Genomic DNA, 19,008 nt, shown 5'->3' with positions numbered 1-19,008 from the left:
CCGAGGGCGGCACACCGGGCGTGCCGCGCGGCGTATCAAAGCTTTTTTTTGCTCCCGCGAAAACACCTGTCGCAGCAGGGCGTTGCGAGACCACGGGATGAGGGAGGCCGGATTTGTAAACCACCTCGAATCAGTTTACACACTTATAAGTTGTATTATCCAACTGATACTCGCTGAGGGAATTATGGGGCAAATCCATCCTTTTCCTGGTGATGCGCAGGTTTTCATCGTGGATGACGACAAATCCGTCAGCGACGCGTTGACGTTGCTGTTCCGGCTGGAAGGTTTTGCAACCCAGGGTTTTAGTGAGGGGCTGTCCTTTCTGGAGGCGGCGCGGCGCGAATCCCCGGCCTGTGTGATCCTCGATCTGCAACTGCCGGGCTATTCCGGGCTCGATATTCTGAAGGATCTCATGGCTCTGCACTTCGCGGCGCCGGTGATCGTGATGTCGGGGCATTCCGATGTGCCGACCGCGGTTGCCGCGATGAGGCAGGGCGCTTTCGATTTTCTGGAAAAACCGTTCGCGGCGAATGTCATGGCGGAGCGGGTCCGCGAAGCGGTCATCGCTTATCGCCGGGCGGTCGATGAACCCATCCCGGGACTCGGCAATTTCAGTGGCCGCCATCTTTTGACGAGCCGCGAGCGTGAGGTGCTGGGGCTCGTCGCGAGTGGTGCATCGAACAAGGAGGCGGGCCGGCGGCTCGGTATCAGCCCGCGCACCATCGAAGTGCATCGTGCGCGCATCATGACCAAGCTCGGCGCGCGAAATGCCGCCGATCTGATGCGGATCGTATTGTCGAAAGAAGCCTATCCGCCGCGCCGGCTGGCGACGTAACCAGCATTCGTCGGCGGGAAAATAGTCTCGGCGAACAGAGGCCTTATTCGGCGGCGAGCGATTTCTCGTTGAGCCGCAGCCCGAGTTGCTCCCAGACCGCAACCATGGCCTCGGCGAGCTGATCGATCAGCGCGTCCTCGTGATAGGGCGAGGGCGTGATGCGCAGCCGCTCGGTGCCCTTCGGCACGGTCGGGTAGTTGATCGGCTGGATGTAGATGCCGTGCTCTTCGAGAAGCAGGTCGCTCGCTTTCTTGCACAGCTCCGGATCGCCTACGAAAACCGGCACGATGTGCGTGTCGCTCGACATCACCGGAATGCCGGCGGCGATCAGGATCGCCTTGACGCGGGCGGCGCGGTCCTGCTGGCGCGTACGCTCCCACTGCGACGTCTTGAGATGGCGGATCGCGGCGGTTGCGGCCGAGCAGACCGCAGGCGGCAGCGCCGTCGTGAAGATGAAGCCCGGCGCATGCGAGCGGATCGCATCGATCACGTTCTTCTTGCCGGCGATGTAGCCGCCAAGGCAGCCGAACGCCTTCGCGAGCGTGCCTTCGAGAATGTCGATGCGATGCATGACGCCGTCGCGCTCGGCGATACCGGCGCCACGCGCGCCGTACATGCCGACGGCGTGGACTTCATCGACATAGGTCATGGCGCCATACTTCTCGGCGAGATCGCAGACCTTGCCGAGCGGGGCGATGTCGCCGTCCATCGAATAAAGGCTCTCGCAGACGATTAGCGTCGGCCGGCCGGGATGGGCGCGGAGCAGTTCCTCGAGATGGCCCATGTCGTTGTGTCGGAACACGATGCGCTCGCAGCCGGATTGGCGGATGCCCTCGATCATCGAGTTGTGGTTCAGCGCATCCGACAGGATGAGGCAGTTCGGGATGAGCTTGGCGAGAGTGGAAATGCCGGTCTGGTTCGAAACGTAGCCGGAGGTGAACACCAGCGCCGCTTCCTTGCCATGGAGATCCGCGAGCTCGTGCTCAAGCTGGATCAGGGAATGGTTGTTGCCCGCGATATTGCGGGTGCCGCCGGCGCCGGTGCCGGCGCGGGTCGCGGTCTCGACCATCGCGCCGACCACCTTGGGGTGCTGGCCCATGCCGAGATAGTCATTGGAACACCACATCACGACGCTGCGCTCGCCCTGGGGCGTATGCCAGACCGCCAGCGGGAAGCGGCCTGCAATGCGCTCAAGGTCCGCGAACACGCGATAGCGCCGCTCATCGTGCAGCCGGTTCAGAGCGGTGTCGAAGAAGCTGCTGTAATCCATGCCAAAACCCTGCTGGAACCGTGGGCGAGGAGGCGTCCACGACGGGGCGGCTCGTCTCCTAAGCCTTTTAGAGCTTTTCCAGGTTCAGTGTCGAGGGTCGAATCCGGCAGCAGCGCTGCCGGCTGTGCAGGGCATTCCGCGAGCCATGCGCGGCTCAGTTGCGGGAGATCAAATTGCCCGGCTGGAAACCGGGTTAGCCTTATCGGTCGCCACCTCGTCGAACCGGGAGGTCATCCCAAGGCGCTCCAGAAGGGCAGCGTCCTTCGTGGTCTGCGGGTTCTTGGTGGTGAGCAGCACATCCCCGATGAAGATGGAATTGGCGCCGGCGAGCATGCACAGCGCCTGCATCTCGTCGCTCATATACTGCCGCCCGGCGGAAAGCCGCACCACGCTTTTCGGCATCATGATGCGTGCGACCGCGATCATCCGCACGAAAGCGATCGGATCGGGCGCCTCGGCGGTGGCGTTGACCGGCACGCCCTTCACTTCGTTCCACTGGTTGATCGGCACGCTCTCGGGATGCTCGGCGAGGTTTGCGAGCAGCACCAGCATGCCGAGCCGGTCCTCGACCTGTTCGCCCAGGCCGACGATGCCGCCGCAGCAGACCTTGAGACCGGATTCGCGCGCATGCGCCAGCGTCTCGATGCGATCCTGCAGCGTGCGGGTGGTGATGATCTTGCCGTAGAACTCCGGCGAGGTATCGACATTGTGGTTGTAGAAATCGAGGCCGGCCGCGCGCAGCTTATCGGCCTGCTCGCGGGTCAGCATGCCGAGCGTGGCGCAGGTTTCCATGCCGAGTTCTTTCACGGCGCTGACCATGTGGCAGATCCGCTCGAGATCCTTTTCCTTGGGATTGCGCCAGGCAGCCGCCATGCAGAAACGGCCGGCGCCAGATTCCTTGGCGCGGCGCGCGGTTGCAACGACGTCGTCATGCGCCATCAGCTTGGTCGCCTTGACGTCGGTTTTGTAGTGCGCGCTCTGCGAGCAATAGCCGCAATCTTCGGCGCAGCCGCCGGTCTTGATGCTGAGAAGGCTCGCGGTCTCGACATGGTTGGGATCGAAACTGGTGCGGTGGATGCTCTGGGCCTGAAACACGAGGTCCGGGAACGGCAGGTCGTAGAGCGCCTGCGCTTCCTCACGCGCCCAGTTGTGGCGCGGCAGCGCCGACCCGTTGATTACCGAAAGAGACGAGATGCCCATCGAGATGTTCATGGCCGATCCTGCATGTCGGGGCGCGCTTGTCCGACGCCTCGGCCAAGGGTGGACCACGCAGCTTGCGGGGTGTCAACCGAGCGTTGCACCCGAGATTGCTTGACGGGCTGCGGCCGTCCCGGCACACACATGATGTGGAAAGCCCGGACCGCCAGCTCCGTTATTTTGTCAGGATCGCGGAGACAAGATCACTCTCCCGCGCAGCGGATGGCCTTGACCTGACCCAATCGGCGATCAGCCGGCAGCTCGCCTCGCTGGAAGCCTATGTCGGCAACGCCCTGTTCGTCCGCACCGGCCGTGGCGTCGAACTCACCGATTGCGGCCGCAGGCTGCTCGCGGCGGCAAAGCCTGCTTATGCCGCGATCGACGAGGCGCTGGATGACATCCGCGACAAGGAGGGCCTGTCACGCGGCACCATCCGGGTCGCGACGGTCCATACGCTTAGCTACTATTTCACCGCCGACGTGCTGGCGCAGTTCGTCGGCCGGCACGAGCAGGTCAACCTTTCTCTAATGGGCCGCAGCTCGCCGGATGTGGTCGCGCTGGTGGAAAGCGGGCGCGCCGATCTCGGCTTTGTCTACGATGTTGCGGTGAACTCTGCCGATCTCGCGGCGACGCCGCTGTTCGACGACGAGATGTGCCTCATCGCGCCGATGGCGCACGGATTGCCGACGCCGGTCGATCTGAACAAGGCCGACCTCAAGCTCGTGGCCTTTCCGCCGCACTATGCGCTGCACAAGATGCTGCGCTCCGCCGTGCGGAAGCTCCAGATCGTGGCCGAGGCGGAAACCGTCGATGCGATGCTGCAGCTTGTCGCCTCGGGCGTCGGTGCCTGCGTATTGCCGTCGCGAATTCCGGATCGGGTGATCGCGGAACACGATTTGACCAAAATTTCGATCGCGTCTCCCGTTCTGATGCGCCGCATCGTCGCCGTCACGCGCAAGGACCGTCCGCCGTCGCCGCTGGTGCAGGAACTGCTGCAATTGGCGATGGAAGCCGCCCACTAAGCGCGGCAATTTTCCGGCATCGTCCCGCACCTCATTTCAGTTATGAGCGCAGCTTCATGGCCGCGCGGCGTCCTTGCGCCGATACTTCGCCCATGCCGTCTTTTTGAAGAAACAAAAGAAAGGAACGCCATGGACGTGAAGACAGACGACAAGCTCAACCTGCGCGCCAAGGAATATTTCGACGAGCGCGCCACCAAGGAAATGGCGGAGCATCTGAAAGGCGCCCAGCGCAGCCCGAAGGAAAAGCTCGCCTATGCCTGCCGCATCCTGGCGATGACTGAACAGGAAGCGGGCCTCGCCGGCCAGATCAGCCTGCGCTCCGAGCGGCCGAATGCCTACTGGACGCTACGCTTTGGCCTTGGCTTCGACGAAGCGACGCCGGACGATTTCATCGAGGTCGACCGCGACCTGAACACGCTGACCGGCACTGGCATGCCGAACCCTGCGACCCGTTTTCACCTCTGGGTATATGAAGCGCGCCCGGATGTGCAGTCGATGATCCACACTCACTCGCCGTGGGCCTCGGCGCTCGCCGCCGCGCGCCAGCCGCTGGTGATCTCGCAGATGGACATGACGCCGCTGCATGACGACTGCGCGTTCCTCGGCGACTGGCCGGGCGTGCCGATCGCCGATCAGGAGGGTGTGCTGATTTCCGCGGCGCTCGGCTCCAAGCGCGCGATCATCCTTGCTCACCATGGCTATCTGACTGCGGGCTGCTCGATCGAGGAAGCGACCTATCTGTCGGTCTATCTCGAACGTGCCGCGCGCATGCAGATTCGCGCCCGCGTGTTCGGCCCGCTGACGCCGGTCGATCCCGAGCTCGCCAAGGAAGCGCACGACTATCTGCTCAAGCCCTCGATCGTGAACGCCACGTTCGATTACTGGTGCCGGCAGACGCATCAGGCAAATCTGGCGCCGACCCCGCGCTAAGGTCCTGCCTATCCGTTATGGCCGGTGTGAAGCCGGCCATGACGGATTGCTCGCTCAAACGCGTGAGAGCCCCGCTTCTGGAATCAGAGGCGGGGCTCTTTGCTTTAGTGTCGGTCTGTTTTTGCCGTGCGAACAGGTCTCCGCTGTCGTCCGAGAGCAGTTTCAGGCGGCTGCGCGGCCTGCCCGTTACAGTTCGATCTCGACCTTGCTCATCGGAATGGTCGAACACATCAACTGGTGCTGCTCGCGCGTCTTCGCCGACGTGTCGCGAATCTTCATCACCTCCCCCGAGATGACCTTGCGCTGACAACGGCCGCACATGCCGGTGCGGCAGTTGAAGGGCGCGTCGATCCCGAGGCTCTCGGCGAATTCCAGAAGCGTGCCGCTTTCGGGAGTCCATGTCGCCTCGATGCCGGAGGTCGTGAACGTCACCGACTGCGGATAGAGCGGTGGCAGCTCTTTCTCGTCGGCAATCTCCGCAGGCGGCGCGAGCGTCGCTCCCATTTCCTGCGTGTAGATGGCGCGGCAACGGGCTCCACTTGCGCGCAATGCAGTCTCGGTCGCTGCGACAAACTCGATCGGGCCGCAGATGTAGGCATCGAATTCGTTCGAGGGGAAAAACTCAGCGCACTGGTCGAGATCCATGTTGCCGCTGAAATCGTATTCCTTGCCCGGTCGGTCGACCTGACGCGGATTGCTGAACCAGACCTTCCAGACGCTGCTCGGCAGATCGGATTTCAGCGAGCCCAGCTTGTCTTTGAGAGCGAAGGTCGAGCTGTTGAAGGTGGCGTGCAGGAACGTGACCTGATGCCGCGAGGCTCTGACAGCGAGTTCTTCCGCCATCGCGGTGACGGCGGCCTCGCCGATGTCCTTGCTGAGGATGACGATCGGCCGGTCGAGCTCAGGCGTGAGATGGAATGATCCCTGCGGCCCGGTGGCCTGGATCATCCCGCCTTTTTCCGCCTGATCGGCCCAATAGGCGGCGGCGGTCGGCGTGCCGTTCGCATCGGTGTGGATAACAGTGATACGATAGATTTTCGGATCGGGAGAAAATGCGGAAAGTACGTATGGTCGTTCGCCTACACCCGGAATGTCGAATGTGAGGTGTTGCCCGGCCTGAAAATGCTCCAGCGCCTCGGTCGAGGTCAGGAAGACAGAAACCGTATTCGGCGTTTCGTTGACTTTGCGAGCGATCCTGTACTGACGGTGCATTGTTGTCCCTCGTATCCTGAAAGTTTCATAACAGGAAACTTGCGACAAATCAAACGCATCTGTTGGATGTTTCGTATGGTAGAACTATCTATGAAAAAATGTTCCGGCACAGCGGGACTCTGATAAGCAAGAGCAGTAACCCCACTGACGATTCGAGATGACTAACATCGAAGGCTTGGAAACCGAGTTCAAACCCGGGCAGGAGATCGACTCCCTCGGGCGCCGGATCAGGCAACTCCGCAAGATGCAGGAGCGGACTCTGGATTCGTTGGCCACCGAGATCGGCCTGACGAAGGGTTATCTCTCCAAAGTCGAAACCGGGCGCCAGACGCCGCCGCTCGGGACCTTGTCGAAACTCGCCAAGGCGCTCGGCACCGACCTTGCCGGTCTTGTCGAGCACGGGCCTGTCGAGCCAGCCGAGCAGGACTTCGAAGGCGTCTCGGTGGTCCGCGCGGACGAGCGGCGCAACGTTGTGCGCGGTGCAACATCGTTCGGTTACGATTACCAGTCACTGGTGCAGAACGCGACCGGCAAGCACATGACGCCGTTCCTGTTCACCTTCCCCTCGCAGATCCTCAAGGAAGTTTTCTTCGAGCACGGCGGCGAGGAAATGATTTTCGTTCTGAGCGGCGTTGTGGAGTTCGAGGTCGGCAACGAGACCTACGAGCTGATGCCCGGCGACTGCATCTATTTCGACCCTCGCCAGCGGCACCGCGGGCGCGGCAAGTACGGCGAGGCCAAAGCCCTGGTCGTGCTCTACGAGCCGAAAAACCACCGTAGCTAAGGCGTTTTCCTGATTCTTCCGCGTTACGGATCGCGCGCCGGAGCGGTGCGCGGTGGCGTTATGCGTGCGGCCGTCATGGGCATGGCCGCGTTCATAAAAAGGGGGCGCTGCAAGCAGCGCCCCGAGATGAAGGTAGGGGAACGGAAACAATTCTAGATTAGTTGGCGTGAGACTCCCCTTCCACTTCGACGCCGAACCCTGCGGTGTCGCCGAACTTGTTGGGCTTGCGATAGACCGCGAGAAGGATGCAGCCTTCGTCGCTCTTGGTCTCGTGATAGGAGCCGGGGTGGCGCCAGACGAAGTTGCCGGCGCGGCAAATGCCATCATGATCGTAGAACGATCCTTCGAGCACGTAGCTCTGCTCGAGCTCCGGATGCTGGTGGAACGGCAGCGTGGTGCCCGGCTCCCACTTCAGAAGGCAGGTCAGCTCGCCTGATTCCGGGTTTTCATACAGCACCTTGATCTGGACGCCTTCGAACTGGGAGGGCTTCCAGTCCATGTCGGTGACCTTCACGTAAACCGAGCCACCAGGGGTAGGTTCTTTGGTGACGAAACGCGGGTCCATTGGGGATATCCTCCTTTGTTGATTAAGTATCCTATTAGGATACAAACAGCCGAGCGTGTCAACTCGGTTATGCGGCCGCTGTTTTTGGCGTATTGGCGGCGTCTGAGAACGCCCCGTCATTGCCGCTCCAGCGGTATTCGATGATGCGTGCCGTCTCCTTCGCGACGTCTGCGCCGCGAAGCCGTCCGATCAGATGAAGTGTCGTATCGACCGCGAGCGTGACGCCGCCGCCGGTGACGACAGTCCCGGAATCCACGAACCGTGCTTCGGTTCCTTTCACGCCGGGATAAAGTTTTTGCATCTGCGCGAGTGGCGTCTCGATACCGGCGGGCGCGAAGCGACGCGTCGTCGCACTCTTGCCTTCGAGCAGGCCGGCGCCCGCAAGTATAAGCGCCCCAGTGCAAACTGACGCTACAATGCCGTTGCGGGCGAACGAGCGGATGAACTCGAGCGTCTCTTCATCCTTGCTGACCTGGGGCCAGGCGGCGCCCCCCAGGATCATCAATACATCGCCTGCAGGGCAATTCGTCACACTGTAGGGCGCGATGATTTCGAGTCCATTCGAGAGCCGCACAGGGCCCGCCTTGTTGGCGACGAGGGCCATCTCGATACCCGGATCGACACGTTTGGCCATCGACAAAACGCCGAAAGTTGCACCGACATCAATCGGTTCGACATCGTCGTAAGCGTGGATGATGAACTTGGTGTTTGGCATGCCAGACTTCTCCTCCCGAAAGAAACTTTGTTTAGATAAGTATCGCAAATGGAAACTTAGTTGACAATAATCAAATCGACAACGATGCTGACGGTTCTCAACCGGGAAACATAATCCGCAAAGGTCAACTAGGGAGAAACAAATGTCGACGGCAGAGGTCACCAACCCCGCTGTCCCCAAGGAGGGGTCCAGCATCAAGCATATCGTTGCGGCGAGCGTGCTCGGCACGACGGTCGAATGGTATGACTTCCTTATTTACGGCACCGCGGCTGCGCTGGTGTTCAACAAGCTGTTCTTTCCGCAGTTCGATCCATTGGTCGGCACGCTTGCGGCATTCGGCTCCTACGCGGTCGGCTTCGTGGCGCGTCCGCTCGGCGGCGCGATCTTCGGTCACTTTGGCGACAAGCTCGGTCGTAAGGCGATGCTGACGCTCACCATGATCATCATGGGTGCGGGCACGTTCCTGATCGGCTGTCTGCCGACCTACGATCAGGTCGGTATTCTTGCTCCGATCCTGCTCCTGATCCTGCGTATGGCTCAGGGCATCGGCATCGGCGGCGAGTGGGGCGGCGCAACGCTGATGGTGATCGAAAGCGGTGATCGTAACCGGCGCGGCTTCCTCGGCAGTCTCGTGCAGGTCGGCTTCCCGCTCGGCATGGTTTGCGCGACGTTGATCTTCCTTCTCGTCTCCAAGCTCCCCGATGATCAGTTCATGAGCTGGGGCTGGCGTCTTCCGTTCTGGCTGAGCGCGATTCTCGTCGCCGTCGGTCTGTTCGTGCGCATGCGGCTCGTCGAGACGCCGAAGTTCGCGAAGGTTCAGGAGCAGGGCGAGGTGGCCAAGGCGCCGCTTCTCGACGTCCTCACCAAGGACTTCAAGAACTTCATCGTGGCCGTCGGCCTGAAGCTCTCGGAAGTCGCGTGGGTGTACGTGCTGATCGGCTTCCTGGTCTATTACGCGACATCCCAGCTCCACCTGCCGAAAGCGGTCATCCTCGACGCCGTGCTTTACGCGGCGATCCTGGAGCTCGTGACGCTGCCGCTGTTCGGCCTGCTGTCGGACTATGTGGGCCGCAAGCCACTCTACATCGCAGGCACGGTCCTTTCGATGTTCGCGGCCTTCCCGCTGTTCACGCTGGTTGAGACCAAGGACCCGACGACGATTGCGATCTCGATCGCCATCATTATGAGCATCACCCACGGTCTGATGTTCAGCCCGCAGGCGGCGTTCATTCCCGAACTGTTCGGCACCAAGGTGCGCTACAGCGGTGCTTCGCTCGGCGTGCAGGTGTCGGCGGCCATCAGCGGCGGCTTTGCTCCGATGATCGCCACGGGTCTGCTCGCTTACTACGGCACCACGACGCCGATCTCCTGGTACCTCATCGGACTCGGCGCCATCACGCTGGTTGCGACGCTGGTCTCGCGAGAAACGGCCTTCAAGGACTTGTAACGAACCAAGGAGCCGGCCTCGTCATCGAGGCCGGCTCCCCTCTCACGATCTGAACTTTCCGCACTATCGAACGACAAGAACATGGCGCTCGCAGGCCCGATCAAGAGGCCTGCACGCCGGGCAAAAGCCCGAACCAAAAAAAACAAACCTTGGGAAACACGGAGACAGTCTGACCGGCAGGTCCGGCGCGGCCGATCCGTGGGAAGAGAAAAAATGATGTCACATTACAAGATTCTGATTCTCGGCGCGTCCTATGGGTCGCTCCTTGCCTCCAAGCTTCTGTTCGGCGGTCACTCCGTCACGCTGGTCTGCCTTCCGGCGGAGGCTGATCTCATCAACAGCGAAGGATTTCGGGTACGGATGCCGATCCGCGGCCGCGCGCAGCCGGTGTTGATCGATTCACGCGACTTGCCGGGCAAGGTGTCCGCGATGGGTGCGGCGGACGTGAACCCGGCGGATTATGATCTGATCGGCCTTGCGATGCAGGAGCCGCAATATGGCTCGCCCGGCGTCCGCGAACTGCTGGAACGCATTGCGACGTCGCGCGTGCCCTGCATGTCGATCATGAATATGCCGCCGCTTCCCTACATTGCGCGCCTGCCGGGCATTGATGCGAACGCGGTGAAGGCCGCCTACACCGATCCGTCGGTCTGGAGTGCGTTCGATTCCGGTACGTTGACGCTGTGCAGCCCCGACCCGCAGGCGATCCGTCCGCCGGAGGAGAAGGTCAATTTCCTGCACGTCACGCTGCCGACCAACTTCAAGGTCGCGCGCTTCGACAACGAAAAGAGCAATGCCATCCTGCGCGACCTCGAGCAGGGCATCGATGCGATTCGTATGGATACGCCTGAAGGCAAGACCGAAGTGCCGGTGAAGCTGCGCTTCCACGAGTCTCTGTTCGTGCCGCTCGCGAAATGGCCGATGCTGCTCGCCGGCAATTACCGCTGCGTCACGGCGGACGGCATGCGCACCGCGCAGGAGGCGGTCCACTCCGATCTCGGTCAGTCGCGTGCGGTATACGATTTCGTGGTCGATGTCTGCATCGCGCTCGGTGCGAAGCGTGAGGATCTCGTGCCGTTCGACAAATACGCCGATGCGGCGAAGAGCCTCGCCCGGCCGGCATCGGTCGCGCGCGCGCTCACCAACGGTGCCCCGAATGTCGAGCGTGCCGACAAGCTCGTGCAGTTGCTCGCGAAGCAGAAGGGCATGAGCCATCCGGTGGTGGATGAGATCGTCGCGCTGGTGGATCGTCGGTTGGAAGCCAATCGCCAGAAAATAAAGTCAGCGGCCGCCTGAGGCGGTCGCAACACGCTCTCAAAACCAAAACGGCATTGATGGAGTTTGCGAATGAGAGTGAAGACATCTGGCTCCGCCGCATGGAGCGGCGGCATCAAGGATGGTCAGGGCACGATCTCGACCAAGAGCGGAGCGCTGACCAATTATCCTTACGGCCTCTCTAGCCGCTATGAAGGCAAGCCCGGCAGCAACCCCGAGGAGCTGCTGGGCGCGGCGCATGCGGCCTGCTTTACGATGAACCTGTCGCGTCTTCTGACCGAGGCAGGGTTCAAGGCCGAGCGGATGGACACCAGCGCGGACGTGACGCTGGAGATTGCAGGCGACAGTTTCACCATCACTTCGGTGCATCTCACCTTCAAAGGCGCCATTCCCGGCATCGATCAGGCGACGTTCGATGGTCTGATCGCCAGAGCGAAGTCGGGCTGCCCAGTGTCCAAGCTGTTCAATTGCACGATCACGCTGGATGCGAGTCTCGTATCATAACGGCGCGCGATCTGCTTTCCGGGGCTTGACGCCGATCCGCGCGTTACGCCCGGCAGCGACGATGGCGACCACCAGCCCAGCGACGAGCACGGTCGAGAGCGGCACGTGTTCGCCGTTGATCCAGGCGGCGATGCCGAGCGTCACGAACGTCTGCAGCAACAGCACCTGGCTGACGCGGGAAACGTCGCCCATCGCAAGTCCCGCGTTCCAGGCGAAAAAGCCGATGAACATGCTGAAGACCGCCACATAGCCGAGGCCGAGCCAGGCACTCATCGGCACCGCGGTTGGATCTTGCGGCCAGAGCCAGACTGTTAGCGGCAAGGTGAGTGGCAGCGCGAGAGCGAGCACCCATGAGATCACCTCCCAGCCCGGCATTTGCCGGCTGAGATCGGCCGAGAACACATAGCCGATCGACGTCGAGATCGCCGCCAGAAACAGATAGACATCGCCGATTGCGAGTTCGCCGCCACTGTCGCGCAGCGCGAACAACACCACGACGATCGTGCCGAGTGCGGCCAGCAACCAGAAGTGCAACGAGGGACGCTCGCCGAGAATTAGGCTCGCCGCCGCGGTCATGGTGAGTGGCAGGATGCCGAGCACCACGCCGCCATGCGCGGCGGGCACCGTCTGCATCGCCAGCGCCATCAATCCGGGAAAACCGAAGACAATCGTCACGATGCAGGCAAGCATTGTGTGCAACTGCCGCCTGTTCGGCATCCGGCGGCGCAGGATCAGCAGCAGCGCCGCCGAGAGCAGACCCGATGCGGCTGCACGCGCGACGGTAATAAAGAATGGGTCGAGCCCTGCGACGGCTATGCGGGTCGCCGGCAATGTGCCGCCGAAAATCGTGACGCCGACGAAGCCCAGCAGCATTCCAAGCGTCTGTCGTGAGATCGCGCCACCCCTTACGGGCGGCGTGTCACCAGTCATGGCGGTCTCCCTCGCCATGTCCGTGGCGAATCCTGTGACACGCCCGCGCGTGTCCTGACGGATCACACCGTGTTGTGAAGGCGCAGGCAAGAGGGCCGCTTGTGTTTATAGACCGATCGGTATAGTCAAAACTCATCGGTTTATTCATCGCCTTCGACGCCGGAAAGGATACCAGCCATGGGCGCGCCACTCGTTCCGCCTTTCACATTCGACACCGCCACCGCCAAGGTACGCATGGCGGAAGACGGCTGGAATAGCCGCGATCCGCATAAGGTTGCCCTCGTTTACACGGAAGACAGCCAGTGGCGAAATCGTGCCGAATTCCCGGTCGGTCGTGAGCAGATCATCGCCTTCCTCACGCGCAAATGGGCGAAGGAGCTCGACTATCGCCTCATCAAGGAAATGTGGGCGTTTTCCGATGACCGCATCGCCGTGCGCTTCGCTTATGAGTATCATGACGACAGCGGCCACTGGTTTCGCGCTTACGGCAACGAGAACTGGGAGTTCAATGCGGCAGGTCTGATGCAGCGCCGCTTTGCATCGATCAACGATCTGCCGATCAAGGAATCGGATCGTAAATTCCACTGGCCGCTCGGCCCGCGCCCGCAGAATCATCCGGGCCTGTCCGATCTCGGCCTGTAATCGCGACGGAAGCGATGGCCCGCACGGTATTTGAAAAGAGCGACGCAATTACTCTCGTTGCCGAGGTTTTCCGCGAACTCGGCTTCGAGGGGGCCTCGCTCTACGAAATTACCGAGCGCACCGGGCTCTCGAAGGGCAGCCTCTATCACTTCTTTCCCGGCGGGAAGGAAGGAATGGCGGTGGAGATTCTCTCTCACATCGAACAATGGTTCGTGACGGAAGTGTTCGAGCCGCTCGAGCACGATGAGCCGCAGGCGGCGATTGCGCGGATGTGGGAGGCGGTCGATGCCTATTTCCGTTCCGGCCGGCGTGTCTGCCTGCTCGGCGCGTTCGCGCTCGACGAGACGCGCGATCGTTTCCGCAAGCCGATCGAACTTTATTTCAAACGGTGGATCGAGGCACTTGCTGGCGCACTGGTGCGCGGCGGGGTTGAGAAAGAGGCGGCGCGCGAACTCGCCGAGGAGATCGTAGGCGCGATCCAGGGCGCGCTGACGCTGTCGCGCGCGTTGAAGGATGAAACCGTGTTCGGCCGCACGCTGACGCGCCTGCGTGCGCGAACCGACACGGCGCTGCCGCGGAGGCGGCACTGAGGCGCATTCCTCGCAGTTGATTTGCGCTGGTTTATTTGTCGCACCGTTCTGATAGATACGGTGGCCTGTGCCCTGCCGCTCGTCCTTCCGTCCTCAGTTTCCGGTCATGATGAAGAATCAATTCGCCTCTGCGTCGGCGCTGCTCTGGATATGCGGCGTCGGATTGCGCCTCGGTGTGCTGGCGGTGCCGCCGGTCATCTCGCTGATCCAGGCCGATCTGCAGATGTCGGGGACCGAGATCGGTATCCTGAGCGGACTGCCGGTGGTGCTGTTTGCGGTTGCGGCTGCGCCCGGCTCGCGGCTTGTCGGCTGGGCAGGCGTGCGTCTCACGCTCGCAACCGGGCTTGTGGTGACGGCGCTCGGCTCAGGTCTGCGCGCGCTCGCGCCGGAAGTTTACTCGCTCTATGCGGCGACGATACTGATGAGCGCAGGCATTGCGATCATGCAGCCGGCAATGGCCTCCGCCGTGCGGCAATGGATGCCCGATCGTGCAGCGTTCGGCACTGCTCTCTACACCAGCGGCCTGATCGTCGGAGAGATCGTGCCCGTCGTGCTGATGCTGCCGGTTCTCCTGCCGCTGTTCGATCAAAGCTGGCGGCTGGGCCTGTTGTCGTGGTCGGCACCGCTTCTGGTGATTGCGGCAGTGGTTTTGATCTTCTGTCCGCGCGGCAACGGCGGCGCATCGACCGCTGCGCGCGGCACCTGGTGGCCCGATCTGAGGAGCGGGCTCAATTGGCAGATCGGGCTGATCCTGGCCGGAGCTTCGAGCGTCTATTTTTCGACAAACGCTTTTCTCCCAGCTTTTCTTGAGAGTGTCGGGCATGGCAGCAAGGTGAGCGTCGCGCTCACCACGGTGAATGTGAGCCAGTTGCCCGCGGTGCTCCTTCTCGTGTTTCTCGCGGACTGGATTCAGGGCAAGCGTTGGCCGCTTCTTGCCTTCTGCGGCCTGACGGTGCTCGGCGTGCTCGGCGTTATGGTTTCAACCGCATGGTGGATGATTGCGTTGTCCGCTGGTGTGATTGGCATGGCGAGCGCTGCGCAGCTCGCGATCGGATTATCGTTGCCGCCGTTACTGGCGCGCAACCCGGACGATGTTGCCCACGTCATCGCCGCGGCATTTGCCATCAGCTACAGCTATACGATGGGTGTCTCGTTCGTCAGTGGCGTGGCATGGGATCTTGCCGGCGCGCCGGTGTTCGCGTTCATCCCTATCTTCATCGCGGGCCTGCCGTCCGTGTTCGTGGCCTTGAAGATTTCGTTCGAGCAGCGAACCGTTTGATGTGGTGACGCATCAGGCGACGGGCGAAGCGATCGTCGCTCACAAGATATCGATCTATCGTTTGTCGACGAGATTCGTGTGCGACGAAATGCCCTCGTAGAATCGATCAAAACAAAACGACGCCTCGCGAAGCCTGAAAAAATAGAGGCTCATGCAAACATCGCACATGCGTGGATGGATTCTAAACTAGTCCTGTTGCCTCAAAACATTTGAGTCCCTAGTCAGCTTACAAACTGAAATCCTGGGGGCATTTCGTGGGCAACTTCAAGAATTACAAGAACCGATTGTTGGCAGGTGTGGCGACGGGCTTTGTCTCGTTGTGTTTGACCGGCACGGGAGCATCCAATGGCTTCGCGCAGAGCGCCGAGCCGCGTGTGCTGCCGCCGGTGTCCGTCGATGCGCCGCGACAGCGGGCGCAGACGACGCGCACGTCGCGGCCTCGCACCACATCGCAACGCGCCGCGCGTGCTGTGCCGCGCCGTGCCGAGCAGCCTCCTGCACCGACTGCGCCGGTTTCCACGATGGGATCGACCCGCACGATCGGCGCACCGGCGCCGGCTTATGCGGGGGGCCAGGTGGCGCAAGGCGGTACGCTCGGCCTCCTCGGAAGCACGAGCGTAATGAACACGCCGTTCAGCACGGTGAACTACACCTCCAAGTTGATCGAGGATCAGCAGGCGCGCACGGCTGCGGACACGCTGATCAACGATTCGTCCGTGCGACTCACAACGGGTAGCAACGGTTTCGATGATACGTTCCAGATCCGTGGCTTCTCCGTTCCTGCGGGCGACGTCGGGTTTAACGGCCTGTACGGGCTGATGGCGCCTAATCACGTGCCTGCCCAGCTCGTTGAGCGGATTGAATTGCTCAAGGGCCCGGGTGCCCTCATCAACGGTATGGCTCCCAGCGGCAGTGTTGGCGGCGGCATCAATATTGTTAGCAAGCGCGCACTTGAGGACCCGTTCACGCGTCTGACTCCGATGTTCTTGAGCTCAGGCAACTACGGTCTCCATATCGATACCAGCCGCCGCTTCGGCGACAACAAGGAGTGGGGCGTTCGCTTCAATGGCGTGGGACGCAATGGTGAAGCCTCGATCGATGGCGGCAACTGGCGAAGCGGCCTTGGTGCGCTGTCGCTCGACTATCGCGGTGAGCGCCTGCGATGGACGTTGGACGCGATTTCACAGAACGACGATACCAAGAACTTCCGTCCGCAGATGACTATTCAAGGCACCGTGCCTTTCATCCCGGCGCCGCCCGATTCGCGTGGCAACTGGTATCCTGGCACGAGGCTCAAACAGTCGGACAACACCATCGCTTCAGGCATCGAATATGACCTGACCGATTGGCTGACCGCTTATGCGGGCGTCGGTTATCGCGACGGACGTGGTGAACAGAACCTGGCGGATTCCCGCGCCGGCGGCACCACTGGTATGAACCAGTTCGGTAATTTCAACGTCTTCAACGCTTATTATGACTTCTACAACAAGACGGTCAGCGGCAATGTGGGTTTGCGGTCGGAGTTTAATACGGGTTTTATCAAGCACAAATTGAACGTCGTCTATACCGGCTTTAATCAGGAAACCGGCTATGGGTATGTGACATCTGTTCAGTCCGGCTCCGGGTATGTCCCGTCAAATATCTATGATCCGTCGCCGCTTCCTACGATTGCGGGTGGGCGTCCGCCGCAGGGGAAGAGTAACGATGTAACGCTTCGGAGCGTCGCGATCGTTGACACCATGTCGTTCTTGAACGACGCGATCCTAGTGACTGCGGGTGTCCGTCGCCAGAACGTCAAGCAAGACCCCTACAACTATCTCACCGGCCTCCCAACGGGAAATGGCTACGATTCGTCAGCAACGACGCCTCTTGGCGGCGTGGTCATCAAGCCCTGGCATAACGTTTCATTCTACGCGAATTACGCCGAAGGCCTCAGTCAAGGTACGAATGTGCCCATGGGCCAAGGTTTCGCAAACGAGGGCACGGTGCTCGCCCCCTACAAGTCGAAGCAGGGGGAAGCTGGCGTCAAGATCGATTGGGGACGCGTTACGACAACGGCTGCGGTGTTCCAGATTACCCGTCCCAGCCTGATCACCACGCCAGCCATGGTACGAGCTTATGATGGTGAGCAGCGTAACCGTGGTCTGGAGTTGACGGCCTATGGCGAGATATTGCCGGGCCTGCGCGGCATGGGCAGCGTGACCTTCATGCGTCCTGAACTGACGAACCCGGCCAATGCTGCTGAGCGTGGCAACGATGCTGCGGGTGTGCCGAACAGGACGCTCTCCGCCGGTCTCGATTGGGACACGCCTTGGGTGGAAGGTCTCGCGCTCAACGGACGCGTGATCTACACCTCCGGCTCGTACCTCACGACCGCCAATCTCCTGCGATACCCCGACTGGACGCGCGTCGATATCGGTGCGCGTTACAAGACGGCGATCAACGGCCGGCCAGTTACATTCCGCGCCAACATCGAAAACCTGTTCGACAAGACGTATTGGCTCACAACCGGAACATTCGTGACGGTCGGATCGCCGCGAACCTATCTCGTGTCGGCGGCGTTCGACTTCTGACGAACCGCGCCGACAAGCAAAGGGAGGTTGCCGACAAACCGGTATCCTCCTGATGCGGATAACGTCATACGATTGCCGGAGCCGCACGCGGCTCCGGCTTAGGCTTGTGTGGATACCCGCTCCTTCATGTGCAGACCGCTCATGCAAGGACATGCCTTGAGGTGAGTTGTGATGATGAAACTGTCGATTGCTGCCATTGCTTTGTTTGGCGTGGTGATGCCTGCGCAGGCGCACCAGATCTGGATTGAGCAGCCGGAAGGGCAGAACGCGGTCGTGCGCTTTGGCGAGTTCGGCGAGAACCTTCGCGAGGCATCGCCGGGGCTCCTCGACAAGTTCGTCAAGGTGACCGGCGCACACATTTCCGCCAAGGGCGAGCAGAAGTCCGACGCCACCAAGACCGCAAACGGTTTCACGCTGCCGTTCAAGGCGGCGTCCGGCGAAAGCCTCGTCGCGGAGGATGCGAGCTATCCGCTCTATACCTGGAAGCAGAAAGACAAGGACGTCATCAACTGGTTCTATCCGGCGGCGCGTCTGGTCACCGGCTTTACCGCGCAGCAGCCGAAGCTCGTGCTCGATCTGGTGCCGACGGGTGAAGCAGGCCAGTTCAAGCTTCTTTTCAAGAACCAGCCCAAGGCCAAGACCAAGGTGACGCTGGTCACGCAGTCCGGCTGGTCCAAGGAAGCTCATACCGATGAGCAGGGCCTCGTGAAGTTCGACATGCCGTGGAAGGGCGCTTACGTCGCTGAAGTCAGCGTCAACGATCGCAGCGCGGGCGAGCGGCCGGGTGCGAGCGGCGCGGAAAAGTATGATGCGGTGAGCTATGTCACCACGGTCACTTATGTAAACGGCAGCGGCCTCGACCCGATTCCGTCGGGTCCGCCTGCAACGCCGGGCAAATGAGCATTTCGATCCATTGGGTCCGCACCACGGGCCCGCTGATTTCGCGCATCATCGCCGCGCTGTTTGGCGGCTATGCAGTGGCTGCGCTTGCGAGCGTTGCCGTGCTCGCGCTGCCGATGAGCAAGCCGCAGGCGGTGCTCACCGGCATGCTGGCGAGCTTTATCGTCTATGCTTGTGCCGTGATCTGGGTCTTCGCCGTGCGGAGCGCGACGAAGGCCTGGCTTGGCTTGCTTGTCGTGGCCGCCGTGCTGTTGCCGGCGGCGTGGTCTGTTTGGTGACGATGGGACCGAAGGCGTGAAGATGGATAGGAATCCGCAACCGGCTGGCCAGGGTATCCG

The 19,008-nt window shown here is 61.5% G+C and carries 19 protein-coding genes; 13 read left to right on the top strand and 6 right to left on the bottom strand.

The genetic code is table 11. The features are described from left to right. The first annotated feature begins 184 nt into the window (after positions 1-184). On the top strand, positions 185-835 hold the full coding sequence (locus OCA5_RS16285) for a response regulator transcription factor (RefSeq protein ID WP_012561877.1): 651 nt from the start codon (positions 185-187) through the stop codon (positions 833-835). A 43-nt stretch (positions 836-878) separates the two neighbouring features. On the opposite strand, the gene hemA is transcribed toward OCA5_RS16285, so the two are convergent. Beyond that, positions 879-2,105, bottom strand: coding sequence for a 5-aminolevulinate synthase (gene hemA / locus OCA5_RS16280; RefSeq protein WP_012561878.1), 1,227 nt, complete (start codon positions 2,103-2,105; stop codon positions 879-881). Positions 2,106-2,273: 168 nt separating this feature from the next. Next, positions 2,274-3,317 (bottom strand): biotin synthase BioB, encoded by a 1,044-nt coding sequence (gene bioB, locus OCA5_RS16275; RefSeq protein WP_012561879.1) that lies wholly within the window; start codon positions 3,315-3,317, stop codon positions 2,274-2,276. A gap of 134 nt (positions 3,318-3,451) precedes the next feature. Here bioB and OCA5_RS16270 point away from each other — a divergent pair, with 134 nt between their 5' ends. Together OCA5_RS16270 and OCA5_RS16265 are read left to right on the top strand one after the other, a co-directional pair. Continuing rightward, positions 3,452-4,324 carry a LysR family transcriptional regulator gene (locus OCA5_RS16270; protein WP_012561880.1) on the top strand — a complete coding sequence of 291 codons (873 nt, stop codon included), beginning with the start codon at positions 3,452-3,454 and terminating at the stop codon, positions 4,322-4,324. A gap of 129 nt (positions 4,325-4,453) precedes the next feature. Beyond that, positions 4,454-5,254, top strand: coding sequence for an aldolase (locus tag OCA5_RS16265; RefSeq protein ID WP_012561881.1), 801 nt, complete (start codon positions 4,454-4,456; stop codon positions 5,252-5,254). A 186-nt stretch (positions 5,255-5,440) separates the two neighbouring features. On the opposite strand, the gene OCA5_RS16260 is transcribed toward OCA5_RS16265, so the two are convergent. After that, entirely contained in the window at positions 5,441-6,466 is a 1,026-nt protein-coding gene (locus tag OCA5_RS16260; RefSeq protein WP_012561882.1) for a flavin reductase family protein, read from the bottom strand. A 157-nt stretch (positions 6,467-6,623) separates the two neighbouring features. Here OCA5_RS16260 and OCA5_RS16255 point away from each other — a divergent pair, with 157 nt between their 5' ends. Continuing rightward, positions 6,624-7,250 (top strand): helix-turn-helix domain-containing protein, encoded by a 627-nt coding sequence (locus OCA5_RS16255; protein ID WP_012561883.1) that lies wholly within the window; start codon positions 6,624-6,626, stop codon positions 7,248-7,250. Positions 7,251-7,407: 157 nt separating this feature from the next. Here the strand turns inward: OCA5_RS16255 and OCA5_RS16250 are convergent, their stop codons facing one another. Beyond that, positions 7,408-7,815 carry a cupin domain-containing protein gene (locus tag OCA5_RS16250; protein ID WP_012561884.1) on the bottom strand — a complete coding sequence of 136 codons (408 nt, stop codon included), beginning with the start codon at positions 7,813-7,815 and terminating at the stop codon, positions 7,408-7,410. Between the two features lie 67 nt (positions 7,816-7,882). After that, entirely contained in the window at positions 7,883-8,692 is an 810-nt protein-coding gene (locus OCA5_RS16245; protein ID WP_244396137.1) for a DJ-1/PfpI family protein, read from the bottom strand. Between OCA5_RS16245 and OCA5_RS16240 the strand changes: the two genes are divergently transcribed. The 3 genes from OCA5_RS16240 (at position 8,673) to OCA5_RS16230 (ending at position 11,756) form a co-directional block, all read left to right on the top strand. Beyond that, the gene (locus OCA5_RS16240; RefSeq protein WP_012561886.1) at positions 8,673-9,977 is read left to right on the top strand and encodes an MFS transporter; all 1,305 of its coding nucleotides are present in this window, start codon (positions 8,673-8,675) and stop codon (positions 9,975-9,977) included. The two genes, OCA5_RS16245 and OCA5_RS16240, sit on opposite strands and share 20 nt — an antisense overlap. 216 nt (positions 9,978-10,193) lie before the next feature. Further along, the gene (locus tag OCA5_RS16235) at positions 10,194-11,273 is read left to right on the top strand and encodes an acetyl-CoA carboxylase (RefSeq protein WP_041559631.1); all 1,080 of its coding nucleotides are present in this window, start codon (positions 10,194-10,196) and stop codon (positions 11,271-11,273) included. Between the two features lie 51 nt (positions 11,274-11,324). Next, a complete protein-coding gene (locus OCA5_RS16230; RefSeq protein WP_012561888.1) occupies positions 11,325-11,756 on the top strand; it encodes an OsmC family protein in 432 nt (143 codons plus the stop codon). On the opposite strand, the gene OCA5_RS16225 is transcribed toward OCA5_RS16230, so the two are convergent. After that, positions 11,751-12,686 carry a DMT family transporter gene (locus tag OCA5_RS16225; protein WP_012561889.1) on the bottom strand — a complete coding sequence of 312 codons (936 nt, stop codon included), beginning with the start codon at positions 12,684-12,686 and terminating at the stop codon, positions 11,751-11,753. The genes OCA5_RS16230 and OCA5_RS16225 overlap by 6 nt on opposite strands. A gap of 177 nt (positions 12,687-12,863) precedes the next feature. Between OCA5_RS16225 and OCA5_RS16220 the strand changes: the two genes are divergently transcribed. The 6 genes from OCA5_RS16220 (at position 12,864) to OCA5_RS16195 (ending at position 18,948) form a co-directional block, all read left to right on the top strand. Next, the gene (locus OCA5_RS16220) at positions 12,864-13,328 is read left to right on the top strand and encodes a nuclear transport factor 2 family protein (protein WP_012561890.1); all 465 of its coding nucleotides are present in this window, start codon (positions 12,864-12,866) and stop codon (positions 13,326-13,328) included. A 14-nt stretch (positions 13,329-13,342) separates the two neighbouring features. Beyond that, positions 13,343-13,918: a TetR/AcrR family transcriptional regulator gene (locus OCA5_RS16215; RefSeq protein WP_012561891.1), complete on the top strand. Its 576-nt coding sequence runs from the start codon at positions 13,343-13,345 to the stop codon at positions 13,916-13,918. Positions 13,919-14,024: 106 nt separating this feature from the next. Then, entirely contained in the window at positions 14,025-15,197 is a 1,173-nt protein-coding gene (locus tag OCA5_RS16210) for an MFS transporter (protein WP_012561892.1), read from the top strand. A gap of 254 nt (positions 15,198-15,451) precedes the next feature. Further along, complete coding sequence (locus OCA5_RS16205; protein WP_012561893.1) at positions 15,452-17,770, top strand: TonB-dependent receptor; 2,319 nt, start codon at positions 15,452-15,454, stop codon at positions 17,768-17,770. Between the two features lie 171 nt (positions 17,771-17,941). Beyond that, the gene (locus OCA5_RS16200) at positions 17,942-18,670 is read left to right on the top strand and encodes a cobalt ABC transporter substrate-binding protein (RefSeq protein WP_012561894.1); all 729 of its coding nucleotides are present in this window, start codon (positions 17,942-17,944) and stop codon (positions 18,668-18,670) included. Continuing rightward, positions 18,667-18,948 (top strand): DUF3649 domain-containing protein, encoded by a 282-nt coding sequence (locus OCA5_RS16195; RefSeq protein WP_012561895.1) that lies wholly within the window; start codon positions 18,667-18,669, stop codon positions 18,946-18,948. Before OCA5_RS16200 ends, OCA5_RS16195 begins: the two co-directional genes overlap by 4 nt. Positions 18,949-19,008 lie beyond the last annotated feature (60 nt).

Origin of the sequence: Afipia carboxidovorans OM5, from assembly GCF_000218565.1 — a bacterium.
Classification (GTDB): domain Bacteria; phylum Pseudomonadota; class Alphaproteobacteria; order Rhizobiales; family Xanthobacteraceae; genus Afipia; species Afipia carboxidovorans.
This window is presented reverse-complemented; position numbering and strand designations above follow the sequence as displayed.